The organism is Arcicella sp. BE140 (assembly GCF_031456255.1).
Classification (GTDB): domain Bacteria; phylum Bacteroidota; class Bacteroidia; order Cytophagales; family Spirosomataceae; genus Arcicella; species Arcicella aquatica.
In genome coordinates this window covers 96642-114902 of the sequence record NZ_JAVDUE010000007.1, presented here as the reverse complement: position 1 = coordinate 114902, position 18261 = coordinate 96642, and the positions used below count along the sequence as shown (strand labels likewise).

12 protein-coding genes and 1 pseudogene are annotated in these 18261 nt (G+C 36.3%); 7 read left to right on the top strand and 6 right to left on the bottom strand.

Translation table 11 applies throughout. From position 1 onward, the window contains the following. The first annotated feature begins 21 nt into the window (after window positions 1-21). Window positions 22-588: a DUF4256 domain-containing protein gene (locus tag J2Y60_RS11975; protein ID WP_309918188.1), complete on the top strand. Its 567-nt coding sequence runs from the start codon at window positions 22-24 to the stop codon at window positions 586-588. Between the two features lie 166 nt (window positions 589-754). Beyond that, complete coding sequence (locus J2Y60_RS11970) at window positions 755-2527, top strand: hypothetical protein (protein ID WP_309918185.1); 1773 nt, start codon at window positions 755-757, stop codon at window positions 2525-2527. Window positions 2528-2598: 71 nt separating this feature from the next. On the opposite strand, the gene J2Y60_RS11965 is transcribed toward J2Y60_RS11970, so the two are convergent. Continuing rightward, window positions 2599-3426 (bottom strand): SGNH/GDSL hydrolase family protein, encoded by an 828-nt coding sequence (locus J2Y60_RS11965; RefSeq protein ID WP_309918182.1) that lies wholly within the window; start codon window positions 3424-3426, stop codon window positions 2599-2601. Between the two features lie 197 nt (window positions 3427-3623). Here J2Y60_RS11965 and J2Y60_RS11960 point away from each other — a divergent pair, with 197 nt between their 5' ends. Next, window positions 3624-4718 carry a Fic family protein gene (locus J2Y60_RS11960; RefSeq protein WP_309918179.1) on the top strand — a complete coding sequence of 365 codons (1095 nt, stop codon included), beginning with the start codon at window positions 3624-3626 and terminating at the stop codon, window positions 4716-4718. A gap of 4 nt (window positions 4719-4722) precedes the next feature. After that, window positions 4723-6039 (top strand): DUF4147 domain-containing protein, encoded by a 1317-nt coding sequence (locus J2Y60_RS11955; RefSeq protein WP_309918176.1) that lies wholly within the window; start codon window positions 4723-4725, stop codon window positions 6037-6039. A gap of 12 nt (window positions 6040-6051) precedes the next feature. Here J2Y60_RS11955 and J2Y60_RS11950 read toward each other — a convergent pair whose 3' ends face one another. The 3 genes from J2Y60_RS11950 to J2Y60_RS11940 all read right to left on the bottom strand — a co-directional run bounded on the left by J2Y60_RS11950 (window position 6052) and on the right by J2Y60_RS11940 (window position 10659). After that, window positions 6052-8559, bottom strand: coding sequence for a cation-translocating P-type ATPase (locus tag J2Y60_RS11950; RefSeq protein WP_309918173.1), 2508 nt, complete (start codon window positions 8557-8559; stop codon window positions 6052-6054). Between the two features lie 13 nt (window positions 8560-8572). Beyond that, the gene (locus tag J2Y60_RS11945) at window positions 8573-9667 is read right to left on the bottom strand and encodes an AI-2E family transporter (protein WP_309918170.1); all 1095 of its coding nucleotides are present in this window, start codon (window positions 9665-9667) and stop codon (window positions 8573-8575) included. 107 nt (window positions 9668-9774) lie between these two features. Continuing rightward, on the bottom strand, window positions 9775-10659 hold the full coding sequence (locus J2Y60_RS11940) for a diacylglycerol kinase family protein (RefSeq protein WP_309918167.1): 885 nt from the start codon (window positions 10657-10659) through the stop codon (window positions 9775-9777). Window positions 10660-10718: 59 nt separating this feature from the next. Between J2Y60_RS11940 and J2Y60_RS11935 the strand changes: the two genes are divergently transcribed. The 3 genes and pseudogenes from J2Y60_RS11935 to J2Y60_RS11925 all read left to right on the top strand — a co-directional run bounded on the left by J2Y60_RS11935 (window position 10719) and on the right by J2Y60_RS11925 (window position 13161). Continuing rightward, on the top strand, window positions 10719-11705 hold the full coding sequence (locus tag J2Y60_RS11935; RefSeq protein ID WP_309918165.1) for a phosphatase domain-containing protein: 987 nt from the start codon (window positions 10719-10721) through the stop codon (window positions 11703-11705). A gap of 61 nt (window positions 11706-11766) precedes the next feature. Further along, window positions 11767-12453, top strand: a pseudogene (locus J2Y60_RS11930) (CoA transferase subunit A); the annotation flags it as partial. A 12-nt stretch (window positions 12454-12465) separates the two neighbouring features. After that, window positions 12466-13161, top strand: a complete 696-nt coding sequence (locus J2Y60_RS11925; RefSeq protein WP_309918529.1) for a 3-oxoacid CoA-transferase subunit B — start codon at window positions 12466-12468, stop codon at window positions 13159-13161. An 87-nt stretch (window positions 13162-13248) separates the two neighbouring features. Here J2Y60_RS11925 and J2Y60_RS11920 read toward each other — a convergent pair whose 3' ends face one another. Both J2Y60_RS11920 and J2Y60_RS11915 read right to left on the bottom strand, forming a co-directional pair. Next, window positions 13249-14955, bottom strand: coding sequence for a RagB/SusD family nutrient uptake outer membrane protein (locus J2Y60_RS11920; RefSeq protein WP_309918162.1), 1707 nt, complete (start codon window positions 14953-14955; stop codon window positions 13249-13251). Between the two features lie 142 nt (window positions 14956-15097). Next, a complete protein-coding gene (locus tag J2Y60_RS11915; RefSeq protein ID WP_309918159.1) occupies window positions 15098-18238 on the bottom strand; it encodes a TonB-dependent receptor in 3141 nt (1046 codons plus the stop codon). Between the last annotated feature and the right edge of the window lie 23 nt (window positions 18239-18261).

Sequence of the window (18261 nt, the reverse complement as noted above, 5' to 3'; positions counted from 1 at the left end):
GCTGTATTAATATAAAAAAACATGAATGTCAATAAAAATGCTTTGTCTTCTGAAGAATGTACAAAATTACTCAGTGTGTTGAAAGTACGTTTTGAGAAAAATATGAACAGACATCAAGGTATTGAATGGGCTAGCATACAAGCCAAATTAGAAGCTAATCCTGAAAAATTATGGTCGCTTCATGAAATGGAAGAGACTGGAGGAGAACCAGATGTTGTTAGTTATGATGAAATTACGGGCGAATATTTTTTTTACGATTGCTCAGAAGAAACGCCCAAAGGTCGTAGAAGTATTTGCTTCGATGGAGCAGCGCTAGCATCAAGAAAAGAACATAAACCAGCAAACAATGCTGTAGATATGGCAACTTACATGGGTATTGAAATTTTAACAGAAGAGCAATATCGTGCATTACAAAAACTTGGAAAGTTTGATGCAAAAACATCTAGTTGGATACAAACGCCTGCTGCTATTCGAAAACTTGGGGGTGCTCTTTTCGCTGATTTTCGCTATGGTATGGTCTTCATATATCATAATGGTGCAGAATCTTATTACGCCGCTAGAGGCTTTCGTGGTTCATTGAGGGTTTAATTAATAATCATCTCCTACCCTACTCTGCCTAAAAATATATAACTAAAATGAATACCCATAGAGCCAGATAGCATAGTAAAAAGGCTAATGTGTCACTATTAAGTAAGTAAATAAGTCGAGTGTTAATCTTTTACAAAAGACAACCTTTTACTTTTATCCTTATAATATGGAACATATTACACGACAAACTTTTTTACAACAATGCTTTGGATTAGGAACATTGGCAGTGCTATCACCAATAATGACTTATGCTCAGCATGAAAGTACTTCTGACGAAAATTTTCACCAACAAATAGTTCAAGCCAATAATAAAGAAGTTGCCAAATTATTAACTGTTTTTTCATCTGATATTACTGAAATCCGTAGACGATTAGGGTTTGATTTAGCCAATTTAGCTGCAGGGTATGCTGAATCAACCTCACAATATTATCAAAAAGAGGAATTGGTCATAGCAATGACTAAAATTATCCGCTTTATCTTGAAAGCTCAGCAGGCAGATGGCACGCTTAATTTAGGTAATTTGGCCTCACCACCCGACACTGCATTCATTCTTGAACCCCTTTGTGTTGCGGCTACCATTTTTAAACACAACACTACGCCCATACTTGCAGCATTAAAAGAGTTACTCAAAGAATTTATCCTGAAGGCAGGTGAATCGCTAAGATTGGGGGGTATTCATACTCCCAACCATCGATGGGTGGTATCGGCAGCTTTGGCACAAATAAATGATTTATTTCCAAATCCAGCTTATGTAAAACGCATTGATGAATGGCTTTCTGAAAATATTTATATCGATAGTGATGGGCATTATCTGGAAAGAAGTATGATTTATGCTGAGGTAACGGATAGATGCTTAATTACGATGGCTCGTTTGCTAAAGCGTCCTAAATTGTTAGAGCCTGTTCGTAAAAACCTCAACCTAACGTATTTTTATATAGAACCAAATGGGGATTTGGTTACTACTGACTCAAGGAGACAAGACCAATTCATGACTATTAATGTGCTTAATCATTATCATGATTATCGCTACTTAGCCATTAAAGATAATAATGCAGCATTTGCCTCTATTACAAAATTCATTGAGAAGGTAAAAGGGTTTGACGAAAAAATCATGGTTGATTTATTACCATTTTGTTTAGAAGAACCTACCTACTTAAAACCACTTCCAACGCCTAAAGCTCCATCAGTAAATTTTGAAAAATTCTTTAAGACGACCAATTTGGTGAGAATCAGAAAGAATGATACAACTTCTACGATTTTCGGTGGAGCAGATTTCCCTATTATTATTGCTTCTGGACGATCAACAAATTCAAATTTATTTGCTTTTAGGAAAGGTGAAGCCATTTTAAAATACCTTCGTTTTTCTATCGATTTTTTCAGTACAGGTTATTTCCGTAGCCAAGGAATTACTTATCAAGATGGAAAGTACATATTGCATCAAAGAATCGAAGCCCCTTATTACCAACCTTTGCCTAAACAGTTTAAAAAAGCTAATGGTGATTACAAGCACTCACCAAGTACGGATGGCAGATTCTGGAATAAAATGGATTTTGAGCATCGCCCACAAAGCAATGTCAAAATGATAGATACAACCATTAGTATTGAAGAAAAAGATGGTATTAATGAATTGATATTCAGTTCAAAAGGAGCTGATGGCGTATCAGTAACGATTGAATTATGTTTCAAAGAGGGAGGACAATTGACGGGGGTGAAAGAAGTAGAAAATTCGCCTAATAATTATTTATTAGCAGGTAAAACAGGCGAATATACTTATGGTAAGGATAGTATAAAATTCGGACAAGGAATAAACCAACATACTAAGATTAAAAGTTTGGAAGGTGAAATGTACAGCTCACATTTCGGAACGTTGAAAACAGATGGCTTGTATGTATACCTCACTGGTATAACTCCTTTTGAACACAAAATTACGATTGGATAAATTAAAACGGTCTGTCAACTAATTAGTTCACAGACCGTTTTTTTTAACGTAGTCAATCATAAATATTACAGCTATAATATACTTTTCATCACTTTAACCAATTTTTTAGTAATTACTTCATATCCTTTATCTGATGGATGCAAGCCATCGTAAGTCATATCAATGGCTTCAAGGGGATATGGATATTCGTCTGTTTCAGGATTGTAGGGTACGTCTATAAAAGCTGGATAACGATAATTTTTGTATGTCCCAGTTTGTGAATCTTTCAAGCGTTTGAAATGAACGAGCTTGGCTATTTTTAATTTTTTAGTATGGTATAAATCCACTACAGGAATGTTTTCAAGCTTTCCTATGGTATTCACTGCCTCGGCAAATTGGGATAATTCTTGCCCCTTTTTCTCTCTATATGAGCCATACGCATTGTTTTTCGGATTGGCAATGTAAACAAAATCTGCGCGTTGCATGGGTGTAATCAAGATAATTTTGGCATCTTGATTTAAGCTTTTGATTTTATTGATAATAATTCTGAAAGAACCATATACGGTATTAAAACCCGTTGCATTTTGATAGTCGGCCAAAGTTCCCAGTGTACGACCCTGCCACCAATCATTCGTTCCTAAAAATATGCTATAAACATCTGCTTTTACTAAGCCAAGCTTTTCTATTTGTTCGGCAATTCTTACAGAAGTCCAACCATTATGACCTTGGTTGATGTATTCTAACTGAGGAAGCTTCTCTATTACGCCACTCATATAGCCTTTGGTAATTCTATTACCTGTTTCCTTTGGATGGTCGTTTAAATAAGTAATAGAATCTCCAATGGCTACCCAAGTAATTTTTTCGGGAGCGAAAGAACTAAATATACCAATCAGCAGTAATAGTAAAAATTTTGTTTTCATATTAAATTTTGTTTCTGGATTTACACAAAAGTAAGCTATCATTACAACTGTTATGTGATGTGTTATTAAGCTAGCATATGCTTGATGATAAAATTAATGTCTGAGGATGCTTAATAAAAGCTTGCGGAGAATAATAAAAACATTCTCCGCATATTATGCGGAGAATAAATGCTATATTCACCGCATATTCTATTTTTATGGGCAATTACATACATCAACATATCAATTGGACAGCCTTTACATGGGACGATTCAATACTATCAATGCCCCTTGGCAAAGTTAGGAATTTGCAGGGTAAATTGATGGGCAAAATGGAGCAATTAGGTTTTGTCCTTCAACAAGAAGCCTTTTTGGCAACGCTTACTTTGGATGTCCTGAAATCAACAGAAATAGAAGGGGAGTTTTTAAATCCTCAACAGGTTCGCTCGTCTTTAGCTAGGCGTTTAGGAATGGATATTGTTGGCTTAATTCCCTCTGATAGGAATGTGGATGGCATTGTAGAAGTAATGTTGGATGCTACACAAAATAATCAAATTCCGCTCAGTGACGAACGGTTGTTTAATTGGCACGCAGCGCTTTTCCCGACGGGAAGAAGTGGTATGTATCCTATCACGATAGCTAGTTGGCGAACAGGCGATATGCAGGTAGTGTCAGGAGCAATGGGGAGAGAAAGAGTACATTTTCAGGCCCCTAAAGCTTCGTTATTAGCTGAAGAGATGCAACAATTTATGACATGGTTTAACGGAACACAGTACATAGACCCTATCATGAAAGCAGGCATTGCACACATTTGGTTTATAACGATTCACCCGTTTGATGATGGTAATGGGAGAATTGCAAGAGCCATTACTGACATGCAATTATCCAAGGCTGATGGTAGTTCTCAGCGGTTTTTCAGTATGTCTGCCCAAATTCAATTACAGCGAAATAGTTATTATGAAATCTTGGAAAAAGTACAAAAAGGAACGTCTGATATTACCCTTTGGCTTGCATGGTTTTTAGACTGCTTGACCCAAGCCTTATTGAATACAGATGTCATTTTAGAAAAAGTATTGGCCAAGGCAAGATTCTGGGAAAAACATAGAGATACTCCTTTGAATGAGCGACAAAAGCTTTTATTGAACAAACTAATGGATAATTTTGAAGGGAAACTTACGTCATCTAAATGGGCTAAAATAGCTAGATGTTCCGCGGATACGGCTTTAAGAGACATTCAAGATTTAATGGCAAAAGGGATTTTACAGAAAGAAATGGCTGGCGGACGAAGTACTAACTATGAATTGATTTTTTAAAAGCATGACTGAGGATATTATTGAAATTTTTAATGCTGGAATTAATGCTGTTCAGCCTTCGCAACTACTTGGTGAATATCTAAGAGTAGAACATGATGCTGTACAAATTTGTGGAGAACGTTTCTTGAAATGTGATTTTCAGAATATCTATGTAATTGGCGCAGGCAAGGCCGTAGCTGCTATGGCTTTTGAAACAGAGAAAATACTAGGCGACAATATCAAAGAAGGCATCGTTACCACAAAATACGGACATCGTGTGGCTACTAAAAAAATAAAAATCCTAGAAAGTGCTCATCCTGTGCCAGACGAGGCAGGCGAAATAGCCGTAAAAGCAACCCTTGGTTTATTACAAAAAGTAACATCAAACGATATTGTAATATGTTTAATCAGTGGTGGAGCATCATCTTTATGGTGTGATGTACCACATGAGTTATCTTTAAAAGATGTACAATCTACTTTCGACCTTTTAATAAAGTCTGGGGCAAGCATTAATGAAATTAATATTGTCAGAAAACACCTTTCAGCCATAAAGGGAGGACAATTAATTCGATATTGTAATGGAGCGAGAGTGTTTTCGTTGATTATTAGCGATGTACCCAATGATGATTTAGATGTGATAGCCAGTGGTCCGACTGTCCCTGATTCATCTACTTTTCAGGAGGCATTTGAGGTGATTGTAAAATATCATCTACGCTCAACCTTGCCTATTTCCATTAAAAGTTATTTAGAAAAAGGCATCTCAGGAAAGATTGACGAGACGCCAAAAGCTGGGGATGAACTTTTTAAAAATACTGTTACTAAAATCATTGCTAATAATAAAATTGCTCAATTGGCCGCCGAGAAAACAGCCAAAGCATTGGGTTATGAAACACTAATTATTCCTGAGATTGTAACAGGCGACACATCAATAGAAGCCAAGAAGTTTATAGCCTTACTCATTAATTATAAAGGAAATAAACCGATTTGTATCATACAAGGTGGCGAAAGTACCTTGAAAGTTACTGGCAATGGCAAAGGTGGACGAAATCAACACTTTGTATTAGTGGCTTTACAGGAACTCAAGAAAATGAATATGCTTGATACTGCTATTCAATTTTCAATACTAAGTGGGGGTACTGATGGCTCTGATGGCCCAACAAATGCTACTGGAGCAGTAATTGACAGAAAAACACTATTAAATACGCTAGAAAATAATTTACCAATAGAAGATTACCTGATTAATCATGACTCCTATCATTTATTTGAACAAACTGGAAATTTACTAATTACCGGTCCCACACAAACCAATGTTATGGATATTATGATTGGTATCGTACAATAGACGACGATGTTATTAAGCTATCAATGCTCGTCTTCGTTTTATCCATTTAACTACTTCGTACCAAATTACACTAATAAAACCAATAACTATACTTATAGCAATTTGGTTGAGATTGAGGGCTTCAAAAGCAAAGAAAGTAGTAAATAATGGTACAAAAAGTAAAGCACACATCATGGCAACAGTAATACTGATGATGATGAACACCAAGTTGTTTTTGTATTGTAAAGTAGTGATGATAGAATAATAAAACGAACGATTGACTAAGGTTAAAAAGATATTAGCTGTAATTAAAACCGTAAAAATCATGGTGCGTGTAATGGCTTCGTCATAACCTAAATAAAGAGCATATTGATAGGTAAAAATTGTACACACACTAATGAATAATCCTTGAATAATACTAGTAGTAAGTTCTTTCCAACTAAAAAAAGACGTTGACATTGGGCGTGGTTTTTGCTTCATCAGATTTTGCTCTAATGGCTCATTTTCGTAAATAATAGAACAGGTTGGTCCCATGATTAATTCAAGAAAAATAATATGAACTGGCGAAAAAATATTTGGATATAGCCAACCCAAAGCCAAAGGAATAAATACAGTAAGTATAATAGGTATATGAATAGAAATGATATACTGAATAGCTTTTTTAAGATTAGTGTAGATTCTTCTACCCATGGCTACGGCATCTACCATTTTTGACAAATCATCTTCTAACAAAATCAAAGAAGCCGCCTCTTTAGCTATTTCTGTTCCTTTTTTGCCCATTGCAATACCAATATGTGCGGCCTTTAGTGCTGGCCCATCATTCACGCCATCACCAGTCATGGCCACAACCTCATTGTGAGCTTTCAGGGCATTGATGATTTTTAGCTTTGCTTCGGGGTACATTCTGCTAAATATTTGTGTTTCAATCACACTTTTTGCCAGTTCTTCATCTGATAATTGCATCAGCTCATCGCCAGTAATGCTTTTTTCATAGCCTCTAAAGCCTATCTGTTTGGCTATTGCTACAGTTGTAGCCGCATTGTCTCCTGTTACAATCTTTACAGCAATACCTGCTTTATAAAACTCTTCTAATACTTTTTGTATATTCTTTTTCGGAGGGTCATAAAATGCAACGATTCCTTTTAATACAAAATCAAAGTCCTCTTGATTGGCAGGATAGTCATGCCCTACAAATTCAGCAATGGCGACTGCTAAAACTCGATACCCATCCTGCGAAAGTAGGTTAATGGCATTTTCAATCTCATCCTTTTCTTGTGAGCTAACATTTGATGCTCGCTCGATAGCCTCTACTGCCCCTTTGGCTGCAATGATACGTTTACCTTCTTGGTTTTCAAAAACGTGGGTCATCATAGGTGGTTTTCCCCCTAAAGGATACTCATGTACTAATTTAAAGTTAGGTCTTTCATCATTCTCCTCAAGTTTACTATATGCTTGATGCAATGCTATTTCCATTGGGTCGAATGGAATAGGTTCACTCGCCCACATGGCTTGCTTAATAAGGTCTTTTTCTTCTTGTTTTAGCTCTTCACTTAAGTCTGTGACTTTCTGACTTGAAAGCACGAATAGTTTGGCTAATGTCATTTTATTTTCAGTAATTGTACCTGTTTTATCTGTACAAATGACTGTAGCACTCCCAAGTGTTTCAACGGTTTTCATTTGCTTCACTACTATCCCCATCTTCATCAATCGCCATGCACCCAATGCCATAAAGGTGGTAAATGCTACGGGGATTTCTTCAGGCATGATACTCATTGCCAAGGTCAAAGCTTTCAATAAACTATCTAAAATATCCTTAGAATTCAAATAATTAATCAGCCAAACAATCAAGAAAACGACAGCTCCAATACTTACCATCTTTTTTACAAAATTGTTAATCTGGAGTTCTAAAGGTGTTTTTTCTTCTTTGATATCTTCTAAGCTTTTCCCTATTTTTCCTAATTTAGTGTCATTACCTATATAAGTAATTGTAGCAATGGCTAAGCCACTAGCTACATTTGTTCCTTTAAAAATTTGGTTATTATCAGCTGTAGAATCTTTGGTTACTGCCAATGATTCACCCGTAAGGATAGACTCGTTCACAGAAAAATCATTAGAATGAATAATGATACCATCAGCAGGAACAGAAGTGCCTTCTTCTATAATTAGGCAATCGCCCACCACTAAATCTTCACTTTTAATTTCTATTTGTTCTCCATCACGAATTACCTTACAATTTGTTTCTGTAAATTCCTTTAGCTTTTCTAAAGCATTTCTACTTCTAGAATCCTGATATAATGAGATTGCCGCTTCAAAAACAATAGCAAATGTCAGAAAAAGTCCATCGCCACTACTTCCACTGATAAAGTAGATAATAGCTGCTACCGAAAGTAAAATAATCATTGGTTCTTGCACTAAACTTTTTAAGGCAAACCAAAAACCATTTTGTTTTTTATAGTCGAGCAGATTATAACCATGTTCTTCTCTGGCTTTTAGTACTTGCTCAGACGTCAAGCCTTTTATATCAAAATTATCTATAATCATCTTAGGAGTAGGGTTATCTATTTTTAGCTAATTTAGACATACCCTGTTTCAATTTAGTAATAAAGCTATCGGAATCTTTATTATAGTCAATTTCGCCAATTAAAAATCCATAAGGTTTTAAAGGGTCAATATGATCACAAACAATTTTCAGGATGGCTGTTAACGGAATGGCTAAAATAATGCCCGGAATACCCCAAATAAGTTCGCCAACCACTAAAGCAATGATAGTGAATAACGGGTTTATCTTTACTTGTGGTCCTAAAATGAGGGGTTCGAGTACCCATCCTTGGATAAATTGAACAATTCCATAAACAACAGCGATGCCTCCTAATACAGATGGCGAAGCCCCATGTAAAGCTGTTACTAATATCGTGAGTGTAGTTCCCGTGATATTCCCTACAAAAGGAACGATTTCTAATAACCCACACAAAATAGCAAAAAATATCGCATTTTTTACGCCTAACACACTAAACCCAATGCCGTACATAATCCATAAACAGGCAATCATCTTTGAAAGACCAAATAAATATTGTTGAGAAACATTTGTGGCTTTACTAAGTATTTGTCCAACTTCATGTTGTTGACTAGGTGATGCCAATTTCATGAAAAATTGTTTTATATGGTTGCGATAGTATAATAAAAAGAATACATAGGCTAGTAATAAAACTAATGCTGTAAATAGCGCAGTAATTGATGACAACGTCAATTGCATAATGCTACTAAGGGAAGGCTGTTCTTGTTTTAATATTTTGGATTGTTCTTCTACAGATATGCCGAGGTGATTAAAGATATATTCTTGTGCATTTACTCCCCATTTAATCGCTTTTTGTTTAATTTCAGTCATATCTTTTACTACCTCAGCAACTTTCCAACCGAGCAACGCTATTAGGCTAGCCATAATTAATACTAAAACGAGCAAACAAATAAAGGCTGATAATCCTTTAGGCAATCCTTTCTTTTCTAAATAATTGCATAGCGGTATAAAAAGCGTAGCTAGAATACTTCCAATCAGTAATGGAATCAAGAATTCTTTGGCAAAGTACATTCCTGCCAAGACTAGAAATAAGAGAAGTATTTTTTTAATGATGGAGGTATTGGTGATAGTCATGTTTAATAATGGATTATTAGAAATTGGCAAATATTAATGTACGAAATAGCGATAGACTAGTTTGCAATTTTCAAAATATTTAGGTGTTATCATACTATATTTAGTACCTACTTTAATGTAGGTACAATTATTTCAAGTGCCTCAGGCATAATAGAAGCTTTTACTTCTTTTATTTTACCCATATACTCTCCATCAATTTGAAAATGCACTTTTTTAGATGAACGCATGGTGAGTGATGTAGTCTGAAAAACCTCTATTTTATCAGAGTCATATTCCTGATGTTGAGATATCATTTTGAAAATTTCATAAGGAGATATTTTTTTGATGACTATTACCTCAAAAAGAGCATCGTCAAGTTTTCCAATAGGGTTAATGACGGCACCACTTCCGTATTGAGTAGCATTGGCAATCACAATCATCTCGGCTTTTAAGTGATGAACTTTATCATTAGTATGAATAGTAACATCCATCAAGGGATTTTGCCACAATACCTTCAATGAAGCAATTAAATATCCCAACATCCCACGGATACCCTGTTTTTCAAACTTTTTAATGGCATAAGCATTCAGTCCTATATCACTTAGGTGGATACATAGTTGTTGATTAATTTTTGTTAAATGTATCTTTTTAATATCTCCAGTCACTAGCGTATCCAACGCTTGCTCTGGGTTGTTACTAATTCCTAATTCTTTTGCCAATCCATTAGCTGACCCTGCTGGCAATATGCCCAAAGGAATATTGGTATTAATCAAGCATTCAGCTACTAATTTGACTGTTCCATCACCTCCAACCGCAATTACTTGATTGGGAGAAAACGCTAAGATTTTTTGATTAATGACTTCTGTGGTACAATTCTTTTGTAACTCATATATTTCGATGATATATTGTTTTAAAACAAAATATTCAGTGATTAATAAAGACCAATTTCTGGAACTACTCCCTGCACCTGTATTGACAATAAAGAGTAATTTTAGAGTGTTTTTCTCCTGCATAGGTAAATCATATATTATGCTAAACAATCTATTTAGTATCTTTCAATTTTATAATTAGAATGAGCAAAAAATCATACCAGCAAAATGCCACCGTTAAAGTATATCATGGATATGGGCATCAAGATAACCTTATTGTTTATGGTCATGTTCTAGCAGGAAAACCGCCACGTGCTGTTGTTGAAAATAATCTTATATCAAATGTAATGCATTTAATTAAGATATTTTCTGTTAAACCCATTGCTGGAGTTAGTGTGCGTTTGCAGTGGAATAATCAGTATTATTATAGCAAAACAGCACAGGATGGTTTTTTTAAATTTGAATGGAAATCCACTAGCAAAATTTCAGCAGGATGGCATGCCGTTTTTATAGATTTAGTAGGCCCACAAGATAAAGTATTGACTACAGGAGAAGGTAAAATTTTTGTGCCAGAAGCTACTCAATATGGATTTATTTCTGACATTGATGATACGGTATTGGTATCACATTCAGCCAAAACTGGGAAAAAATTAAGAGTGATGTTCACTAAGAATCCACTGAGCAGAAAAACATTTGCTGATGTAGTAAAGTTTTACAGGTTGCTTTCCTTGGCTCATACAGAACCTGCCTTATTGAATCCTTTCTTTTATGTATCTAGTAGCGAATGGAATCTGTATGATGATTTAAACGTTTTTTTTAAACATAACCAATTACCCAAAGGTGTTTTTTTATTGAACGAGATTAAACGTTGGTATCAATTATTAAAAACAGGAGCAACAAAACATCAAGGGAAATTAATGAGAGTCGTAAGACTGTTTGAAGCATTCCCAAAGCAACGATTTATATTATTAGGCGACAATTCACAAAAAGATCCTGCTATTTATGCTGCCATTGCCAATAAATATCCAGAAAAAGTAGTGGCTATTTATATCAGGAATGTGAGCCCTAAAAAAGAAGAAATTACGTTATCTTTGATGAAGTCGATAACCAACAAAAATATTCAGACTTGTCAATTTGAACATACTGACGAAGCCATTTCGCATGCTAGGGATATAGGGTTGATTGTTTAGTTACCTCAAACACAATCATACCGAATATAGTTGTAAATAATCTTCAAAAACAATCCAAGAAATGATTAATAAAGTAGTGAATTCTGCCCAAGAAGCAGTAAAAGATATTGAAGATGGTGCTGTGCTAATGTTGGGGGGCTTTGGGCTTTGTGGTATCCCTGAAAATAGTATTGACGCTTTAATCCAAAAGGGAGTAAAGGGTTTGACCTGTATTTCTAACAATGCTGGGGTGGATGATTTTGGGATAGGATTAATGCTAAAAACGCGTCAGGTAAAAAAAATGATTTCATCTTATGTGGGCGAGAATAAGGAATTTGAAAGACAATTGCTATCAGGAGAATTAGAAGTTGAACTTATTCCACAAGGCACGCTTGCCGAAAGAATTAGGGCGGGGGGTGCTGGTATTCCTGCTTTTTTTACGCCTGCTGGTGTGGGTACAGAAGTAGCCGCAGGAAAAGAAATAAGAGAATTTAATGGCAAAAAATATTTATTAGAAAGTGGTTTAAAAGCTGACTTTGCTATTGTAAAAGCATGGAAAGGTGATACGACAGGCAATTTAGTTTTCAAGGGTACGGCACGCAATTTTAATCCGATGATGGCAACAGCGGGGACAATTACCATTGCTGAAGTAGAAGAGCTAGTGCCAGCAGGAACGTTAAATCCTAACGATATTCATACGGCAGGAATATATGTTCACCGTATTTTTCAAGGGAAAGATTATCAAAAAAGAATAGAACAAAGGACGATTGCAAAACCTGTATTGCCGAAAGAGACCGAAACTAGTCCAACAGTAGGAATTGGGTTAGATAAAAATCAGATCGCCAAGCGAATAGCAAAAGAGTTGAAAGATGGTTATTATGTCAACTTAGGGATTGGCATTCCTACGCTGGTGGCTAATTATATTCCAGCAGACATTAATGTGATTTTACAATCTGAAAATGGCTTGCTGGGCATTGGTCCTTTCCCGACAGAAGAACAAGTGGATGCCGATTTAATTAATGCGGGTAAGCAGACAGTAACCATGCTAGCAGGGTCTTCATTATTTAGTTCTGCTGAAAGTTTTGCCATGATTCGTGGCGAACATGTAGATTTGACTATTTTGGGAGCAATGGAAGTTTCGGAAAATGGGGATATTGCCAATTGGAAAATCCCTAACAAAATGGTGAAGGGGATGGGTGGTGCAATGGATTTAGTAGCATCTGCTAAAAATATCATCGTTGCCATGCAACATGTAAGTAAAGACGGAAAGTCTAAACTATTAAAAAGTTGTACTTTACCCATAACTGGTCTTGCTTGTGTTAAAAAAATTGTAACAGAGTTAGCAGTATTGGAAGTATTACCAGAAGGAGGGTTTAAGTTATTGGAAATTGCTCCTGGAATAAGTATTGAAGATGTACAGAAGGCTACAGAAGGGAAGTTGATTGTAGAAGGTGAAATTCCCACGATTAGCATTTAGCAGCATATTTTATAAAAAGAAAAAAGATAGCCGTTCAAGCTATCTTTTTTGCATTATTCCAAATCTGTAAACCCAATTTATCAGATATTAGTATCCTGGATTTTGCTTGTATAAACCGTTGGTGAAGGTAATTTCTGCCTGTGGGATGGGCAAATATTCATCTCTCCCAGCGGTAAATTTAGCAGTTGCTAAAAAGGTTCTTTTCGTTTTTTCTATGTTGATATAGGCGTTTAATGTAGGCTCTGCAATGCCCCAACGTACTAAATCAAAGAAACGAGAACCTTCAGTTGCAAATTCTAAACGGCGTTCCCACTGTAATGCTTTACGAGCAAAATCTTGTGTCCAACCAGTTGTTGAATACTGTTTCACATTATATTTAGATGGGAATGTTCCATCCAATTTTTTCAATCTACCCGTACTTTCAGAAGCTCTTTTTCTGATTTGGTTGATTAATGGTAGTGCTTTATCATGCTGACCTAGTTCAATATACGCTTCTGCTTGAATTAATAGAATATCATCATAACGAAGGATATCATAGTTTTTAGCAGTTCCCATAAATGGTCCAAGTTTGAAATATGATGAACTAGTAGCCAATTGTTGGAAACGCATCGAGTGGAAATTACCATACACCCCTGCATCACGTACCCAACTATTACTGAATGGTTTTGTGTTATCATATTTATATGGATGTCCGTCGATACCTACTGTATGGTCTAGACGTGTATCAACCGTTGCGTTGGCTAAATCTACATTACCATTGTTAAAACTGTCAAATAATGGCAAGCCGTTGGCATCAGTAGCATGAGCATTTACCAAATTCTGACTTGGAGCATGGAAACCACAACAACCGTATTGCGGAGCACCATGTGGGTAATTTAATCCATCTTCAAAACTCAAACGTCCAGCCGTTGTTCCATCATTAATCGTAAATTGAATAGCGAAAATTGATTCAGGGCCATTCTCCGTTTCTGGAAGAAAATTATCTGCAATGTCTCCACTCAAACTATATTTCCCAGATGAAATAACTGCTTGTGTTAAAGTAACGACCTCTTGCAACCTTGTTTTATTGATATTGGTTACTTTATGATTATTGTCTTGTTCATACGCCTGATATAATCTTAATTTAGCCAAATAAGCCTGAGCAGCCGTTTTGTTTGCTCTTCCAATTTCTGGTTGACTAGCAGGTAAATTATCTACAGCATATTGTAAATCAGCCGCAATTTTATTCCATGATTCATCATTACTGAGGGTATTCGATACTTTCAGGATATCGTCACTAGAAGCTGTCTCATCAAAAATTGGAATATTTTTGTACAAAAGTTTCATCGTGAAATAACTGTGAGCTCTTAAGAAACGTAATTCTGCCAAACGTATTTTTTTATTAGGATAACTCGTTTCCGAAAGCGTATTTACCGCACGCAAGGCGACATTACATCTTGAAATAGACTTAAATAAATTTTGCCAAGTACGTGTAACGAATGAGCCAATCGTTGGAGTAACTAAATTGTAATGCTCGATAGCATCAATTTCACCCACGTCGCCAGTACCACCCCCGCCTTTATAAGCATCGTCTGAGCGGACACTGCCATAAACCCAATTGCTATAAATGGGTCCAATCATGTCACCGTTACCGATGGCAGCATAGGCTGAAGTCACTAAGCCTTCAATGGCAGTGGGAGAGGTTAAATCTGAGGATGATAATACACCCGTAGGCGTATATTCAAGGGCATCTTTGCAAGCGCCTAAACCAAGTAAGCCTGCAACAAATATGATTGGAAGTATCTTATTTTTCATTTTTTGAATCTGAGTTTATAAAAGCTGTCGGATTTCAGTAGTCAGCCTTCAGCTTTAAAATTTATACAACAACTACTGTTGAATAGTGTTATTTGCTAAGCGTTATCAATAAACTGACATCTGATAGCAGATAGCCGAATGCTTAGAATGACGCATTAACACCAAATGTAAAAGTCTTCGGAATTGGAACTGGGCCAAGGTCAATGCGTTCTGGGTCTGGACTTAAATAACTACTGCTTTTTATCCAGAACAAGTTTTCAGCCATGACATAGAAACGAAGTCTTGAGAACACTGCTTTCGGTTGAAGTGTATAACCAAACTGAATATTACGTATCTTGAAATAAGATGTATTTACCATGAAATAATCAGAGGTACGTCCTTCGTTGTTATTATCCTTTAGCGTTAAAGCAGGAACATTCGTGTTGGTATTTTGTGGTGTCCAGCCGTTAAATACTCCTGGCCCAACGTTTTCTCTACTCTTCATCAAATTGTTGAATAACGTATATACATCAAATCCTGATCTACCTGCTACACCCGAACCAAAGATGGCTAAATCAAAGTTTTTGTATGATACATCTAGTCTTAAACCATATTCAAGTGTAGGAAGTGTTGTACCAATCCAAGTTCTATCTAAGTCGTCAATTTTGCCATCACTGTTAATATCCACATAACGTATTCTACCAGGTCCTGCTCCTACTTGCGTTGGTGCAGCATCTACTTCTGCTTGCGACTGGAAAAGTCCGTTAGTTTTATACCCGAAAATATCGAATTGTGAATGACCGATAATCGTATTGACTAAGTTCCCTGCATAAGCTGGACGTACATTTTCAGGCAATTCTGTGATTTTATCTCTGAAATGAGCAAAATTCGCTGTTACATTATATTTAATACCATTCTCAACTTCGCCATGATAGCCTAATACAAATTCCCATCCTTTGTTAGATTTAGAAGCACCATTTACTGCTTTTGATTGACCTTCACCAAGGGCAGAAGCCACAGGAGGTGTAATCAAAATCCCAGTTGTTTGGCGAGTAAAGTAATCAAATGAACCAAAGATTTTATTGTTTAGGAAAGCAAAGTCAATCCCTGCATTTATTTCTTCAGTAGTTTCCCATTTCAAGGCAGAATTTGCTGCTTGTGTCTGAACAAAACCTGATGGTAAAGTACCTGTATTAGCGCCTGATAATGAATATGCTGTACCAATGTTCATGTATTGCTCCCAGAAACCTCCAGATAATTGTGCTTGAGTTGTTCCGTATCTTGTGTCAAATAGTCCAAAACGAGCTAAATCGCCAATTTGTTGATTACCTACACGCCCTACTCCTACTCTTGCTTTTAATTCTGTAATCAATTTACTGTCCTTCAAGAAATTTTCTTTATCAAGCTTCCATCCGAATGATGCAGCAGGGAAAATACCATATCTGTTATCAGTACCAAAACGAGAGGAGCCATCACGACGGATAGTCAGAGCCAATAAATATTTATCATCTAAATTATAATCAACACGACCAAATTGTGAGAACAAACGATGACCCGTTGAACCGCCCGATACGGTAGTGTTTCCTGTACCAGCATTCAGCGTAAAGTAATCTTCTGTCTGTAATGCATAACCTTCTTTCTTAGTAGTTTGGAAATCTAAATCAGTTTTAATGTATTCCGTACCCGCTAAAAATTTAAAGTGATGTTTTTCGTTTAAATCCCAGTTATAGCGTAATGTATTTGACCAAGTAATGCTTAGGAAATGATTCTGGTCGAAGAGTAAACTATTCGTTGTACGGTTAAATGCTCCTTCAGAAAACGTTGGCGTAATTACTTTGTTCAAATATCTTGAATCGTCAGCTCCAATATTGGTTTTGAAAAACAAGTTTTTAATAGGTTGAATTTCAATAAAAACATTTCCAAAAGTACTCAAACGGTTTGCATTATTCCATTTTGCAATGTCTTGCATGTGTAATGGGTTATTTCTATCAGAATAACCACCACCCGAGGCTCCTGCATAAGTAACGCCATCTTTTTGGAATACAGGAATTGTTGGCACCAAAGTAACTGCTAGGCTAGTTGTTGATGCTCCTCCCAAATCGTTAGCCGTTAATGTTTCGTTGGAATTGGCAATACGAAGGCTAAGACCGACTTTTAATTTATCATCAAAGGCACGCGTGATGGCATTGATACTACCATTCAAGCGGTCATAATTTGTAAATCTTAGCATCCCTGTATTTTTGAGTTGCCCGAAATTCACTTCTAACGAAGAAGTTTTATTACCCGTCGAAAGCGTAAAATCATTTCTAGTAACAATACCTGTTTTATACATTACATCTTGCCAGTCGGTATCGCCCACAGGAGTATTTGGGTCGCCACCTACAAAAGGTTTTACCGAAACGCCATTTAAAACGGGATTGCTATAGTTTTTATTCCAATCAAAATTATAGATTTCGCCATAACCCGCAGCAGGATCTTGTCCGTCGTTTACAGATGCTTGCCACAAGGCTTTGCCTCTATCAATCGCATTTAACATTTTAAAACGCATGGCCTTTTCAGACTGAAAAGAAACACTGCTGTTGAACTGAAATTCTATTTTACCATTGGTATTACCACCATTTTTAGTAGTCACAATAATTACCCCATTGGAAGCGCGAGCACCATAAATAGATTCAGCCGAAGCATCTTTTAATACTTGTACAGACTCAATATTAGTTGGGCTAATATTTTGAAATACTTCTGGACGAGTAGTCGGAATTCCATCAATGATATATAGAGGGTCATTATTACCTAAGGTATTTGCTCCACGAATCAAGATTCTACTGTTTGAGCCATTAGGAGAACCATCTTTTTCAATATACAACCCCGCGACACGTCCTTGCAGGGCTTGCATAGGATTTCCCGAGCTAATATTTTTGAGAGGCTTCATATCTACAATGGCTACTGCTCCTGTTAAATCTTGCTTTTTAGAAGAAGTATAACCAACGACTACTACTTCGCTAAGTTCTTTACCGGGAGTCAGAGAAACAACGATATTACTCACTCCTTTTATCGAAACGTCTTTTGTTGTGTAACCAACAAACGATATGGTAAGCGAAGTAGCATTTTCGGGTACTGTGATGGTAAAAAGTCCATCTACATTTGTTGAAGTTCCTTTAGGCGTACCCGTAATGAGCACATTTGCGCCAATAAGCGTCTCATTTGATTCAGCCGCCACTACTTTACCAGTAATGGTTCTTTGCTGTGCAAGGGCAAGTTGTACCGTACAAAGCAGCACGGTAATGCTCAGTAAAAAGTTTTTCATGTTGAAATTGTTTAGTTATTAAA

Excerpts from the sequence above, each read along its gene's own strand:
- J2Y60_RS11975 (WP_309918188.1), top strand. The coding sequence starts at position 22 with ATGAATGTCAATAAAAATGCTTTGTCTTCTGAAGAATGTACAAAATTA.
- J2Y60_RS11970 (WP_309918185.1), top strand. The coding sequence starts at position 755 with ATGGAACATATTACACGACAAACTTTTTTACAACAATGCTTTGGATTA.
- J2Y60_RS11965 (WP_309918182.1), bottom strand. The coding sequence starts at position 3,426 with ATGAAAACAAAATTTTTACTATTACTGCTGATTGGTATATTTAGTTCT.
- J2Y60_RS11960 (WP_309918179.1), top strand. The coding sequence starts at position 3,624 with ATGGGCAATTACATACATCAACATATCAATTGGACAGCCTTTACATGG.
- J2Y60_RS11955 (WP_309918176.1), top strand. The coding sequence starts at position 4,723 with ATGACTGAGGATATTATTGAAATTTTTAATGCTGGAATTAATGCTGTT.
- J2Y60_RS11950 (WP_309918173.1), bottom strand. The coding sequence starts at position 8,559 with ATGATTATAGATAATTTTGATATAAAAGGCTTGACGTCTGAGCAAGTA.
- J2Y60_RS11945 (WP_309918170.1), bottom strand. The coding sequence starts at position 9,667 with ATGACTATCACCAATACCTCCATCATTAAAAAAATACTTCTCTTATTT.
- J2Y60_RS11940 (WP_309918167.1), bottom strand. The coding sequence starts at position 10,659 with ATGCAGGAGAAAAACACTCTAAAATTACTCTTTATTGTCAATACAGGT.
- J2Y60_RS11935 (WP_309918165.1), top strand. The coding sequence starts at position 10,719 with ATGAGCAAAAAATCATACCAGCAAAATGCCACCGTTAAAGTATATCAT.
- J2Y60_RS11920 (WP_309918162.1), bottom strand. The coding sequence starts at position 14,955 with ATGAAAAATAAGATACTTCCAATCATATTTGTTGCAGGCTTACTTGGT.
- J2Y60_RS11915 (WP_309918159.1), bottom strand. The coding sequence starts at position 18,238 with ATGAAAAACTTTTTACTGAGCATTACCGTGCTGCTTTGTACGGTACAA.